The sequence below is a fragment of the Brasilonema octagenarum UFV-OR1 genome (genome assembly GCF_963888615.1).
GTDB classification, from domain to species: Bacteria; Cyanobacteriota; Cyanobacteriia; order Cyanobacteriales; family Nostocaceae; genus Brasilonema; species Brasilonema sennae.
This window is the reverse complement of sequence record NZ_CAWPKW010000247.1, coordinates 1-3,546: the sequence shown is the minus strand read 5'-3', so window position 1 is coordinate 3,546 and position 3,546 is coordinate 1. Positions and strand designations below refer to the sequence as shown.

Below are 3,546 nucleotides of genomic sequence, written 5' to 3'. Positions count from 1 at the left end.
TATATAACGAAAAAGGTCAGGTGGTGCTGGTTGGTTATGATCCTACTAAGACTGGTCCACAGCGGCAGCAGCCTGCGCCTACTAGTAGTTGTGCTGCAACAAAATAGCTGCAGTGTAAGACAGCGTAAAATATGATAATGGCTCTTTTCGCTAACGCACCGCTTTTTTAAGGTAGTTCACCAATTTTAAACTGACTGGTGGACAGGCAATGGAAGTACCTGCCAGTCCATTCAAGGTGTTTTGATAGTCGAATGTTTGGCACACAAGTGCGGATGTCTCTAAATAAGTCTGTTGTTTGGGAGATATTTTCTCAGTAAATAGAGATACAACAGGACTCAAACCAGCTTCTTGATAGTTATTACTATTTAACAGGTTTGTTTGCCACTGTTCATAGCTGATGAAGCGGACAGAATAACCGAGATCGTTGATACTCCTCACTAGCTGGCGCATAGGCAACGGTTGAGGATTTCCTATATGAAAGGCTTTGCCAACAGACGCTTTTTGTCTTGACAAGTAGGCGATCGCCCTACTCACATAATCTACAGGAGTCAAATTGAGACTCAAATCCAAGTCAGGGGCACTCTTAAGATCGATAAAGCCTTTGAGCATTCTGGATATCAGATCATTGGTTGGAGAAGCACCTGTTTGACTATGCCCTACAATCGTGCCTAATCTGTAGATACACACAGGAATGCCGCGTTCCTTTGCTGTCATCACCAACTTCTCCGCCACCCATTTACTTTGGGCGTAGCCATTAGAGAGTCCTTCACAATCAGCGAGTTCGTCTGACTCCAAAATCACCTTCATTTGCTGATAGGTGGGTGATTGGAAAACATCCAAGCTAGAGATGAAATGTACAGGTTTGACTTTGAAAAGACTTGCTAATCTCAGGATTTCTTGGGTTCCCAGAACATTAACTGCTCGTAGTGCAGCATAAGGATAAATTAAATTAACAAACGCCCCATTGTGATAAATAACATCAATTTCCCTTGTCAATTCGCCAAACTGTTGTTCATTTAACCCGAAAAGTGGTTGTGATAAATCCCCAACAACTGGAAGAATCCGGGAGTTTAATTCGTTATTCCAGAGTAAATAGCGCTCTAGGTTTTGGCGAATTTTCTGCTTGGCGACATAAGCACTAGTAGCACGAACCAAACAATAAATCTTGGCTTGAGGGAACTCTCGCAGTAATTCGCACAATAAAAAAGCTCCGATGAAACCTGTTGCCCCAGTTAAGAAAAGCCGTTGGGGTTCAGTTACAGGACGAATTGCCTGATCTAAAACGGCTTCAGCATATAAATCTGTAGAATCCCCTCGCCCTTCTATAGCTTCAGCTAGTCCAGCAATAGTAGGTGCTTGGAACAGACTCAACACAGGTAACTCCAGTTGGAAAGTTTCTCGCACCCTAGCCAGCATCTGCACTAGTAGTAAAGAATGTCCTCCCAACTCAAAGAAGTTATCATGTATCCCTACTGACTCAACACTCAGAACCTGAGTCCAAATTTGAGCGAGTTGTCTCTCGACTTTGGTACGGGGTGCGACGAATGCGTCGTTTAAAATAGGTGTATCTTGATTGGGTGCTTGGAGTTTAGACGCGAAGGAGTTACCTCCGGACCCGGAGGGCTTCCCGTAAAGGTCGCGGCTTCTCGATAGCGATCGCCTATCTACTTTACCATTGGGTGTAAGTGGCAAAGAGTCCATCAAGACAAAAACAGACGGAATCATGTATTTGGGCAACTTCTCTTGTAGAAAAGAGCGCAAGTCCCTCAAACATAATTTCTGGCTGCTAGGTTCTTTCACCAGATAAGCAACCAGGCGTTTGTCTGGTGGATTGTCTTCTGTTGCGACAACCACAACTTCCCTCACGCCTGGGTACTGGCTAAGGGCTACCTCAATATCTCCCAACTCAATACGGAAACCGCGAATTTTGACTTGATCATCAATCCGTCCGATGAACGAAATCTTGCCATCTGGCAAATAGCGAGCCAAGTCTCCAGTTCTATAAAGACGTTCTCCTGGTTTGTCGCTAAAAGGATTGGGAATAAATTTTTCGCTGTTTAATTCTGGTCGGTTGCGATATCCCCTAGCCAAACCAGCACCACCGATCAATAACTCTCCCGCAGTACCAATAGGCACAGGTTTTAATGGATCTAACTTACCGGGTACCTGAGGTTCCACCAAATAAATTTGCGTGTTGTCAATAGGTTTGCCGATTGGTACTTGGATGTTCCCAGGCTCTACCTTGTAAACAGCGGACCAAATGGTGGTTTCCGTCGGTCCGTACATATTCCAAAGGGAGTGAACCAATTGTTGCAGCTGATTTGCCAGTCCTGGGGTTAATGCTTCGCCACCACAGAGAATTTTGAGCTGTTTATTTCCTTGCCACCCTGCTGCTAAAAGCAGTCGCCAAGTCGCTGGAGTTGCTTGCATAACTGTAGCGCCAGATTTTGCGAGAAGCTTGCTTAGCTGTTCTCCAGAACTCGCAACTTCACGGCTTGCTAATACAATCCGAGCGCCTACAATTAATGGTAAGTAAAGTTCGAGTCCAGCAATATCAAAGCAGATAGTTGTCACCGCCAGGAGTACATCTTCCTGTGTCAGTCCTGGCTCTTTACGCATCGAATTTAAGAAATTGACAACACAGCGATGCTCAATTTGCACGCCTTTGGGTTTACCAGTAGAGCCAGAAGTATACAGTATGTAAGCCAAATTTTCAGGAGTGACTTGTGTTTTAGGGTTTTCCTCGCTTGCTGCCGCAATTCTTTCTTCGTCAGTGTCAATGCAAACGACTTGCGCTTGATGTTGTGGCAGCTGCTCAAGTAGATTCTGTTGGGTTAATAGCACCTTGATCTGTGAATCTTCTAAAATCCATTCCAAGCGCTCTTGGGGATATGCAGGATCTAATGGTACATACGCTCCACCAGCTTTGAGAATACCTAAAAGCCCAATCAAAAGATTTGTTGAGCATTCTAAGCAAATTCCCACCAATACTTCTGGTCCTACATTCAAACTCCGCAAATAATGAGCTAGTTTATTTGCGCGGCGGTTCAGTTCCCTGTAACTGAGCTGTTCGTCTACTCTGCGAGAAGCCCTCCGGGTTCGCCAGTCCCCCATCGTGACGGAGACCGCCAAGACGGGGGCTGGCCTCACCGCGCTGCGCGCGTCTTCAAAAATGACTGCGACTTTATCAGGAGTCACCTTTACTTGTAATTCAATCCACTGATGAATACATAAATTTTTTGGAAAATCTGCTTGAGTTTGATTCCACTCTTTAAGCAACAAATACGATTCTGGTGTGGTCAAAACTGACAAGTCTAAAGGTTGCTGTACTAGATTGCTAACCAAACTAGTCATGAGAAATCCTCCTTTATTTTGTGTGACTCATATCAAAGATTGGCTGTACAAAGATATGAAAATCTTGCCCTAACACCCTTAATACGGTTCGGTTAGCTTGTTTTTCTCAAGGGAAGATCCCCCAACCCACCCCAGACGCTAACTCCTGCGGAGACGCTGCGCGTTCGCGTAGCGTGCGCCTTGCGCTTACAA

1 protein-coding gene is annotated in these 3,546 nt (G+C 45.0%); it reads right to left on the bottom strand.

Translation table 11 applies throughout. The annotated features are described in order from the left end of the window. Positions 1-150: 150 nt before the first annotated feature. Positions 151-3,354 carry a non-ribosomal peptide synthetase family protein gene (locus AC5590_RS20060; RefSeq protein WP_169268922.1) on the bottom strand — a complete coding sequence of 1,068 codons (3,204 nt, stop codon included), beginning with the start codon at positions 3,352-3,354 and terminating at the stop codon, positions 151-153. Positions 3,355-3,546 lie beyond the last annotated feature (192 nt).

Excerpts from the sequence above, each read along its gene's own strand:
- AC5590_RS20060 (WP_169268922.1), bottom strand. The coding sequence starts at position 3,354 with ATGACTAGTTTGGTTAGCAATCTAGTACAGCAACCTTTAGACTTGTCA.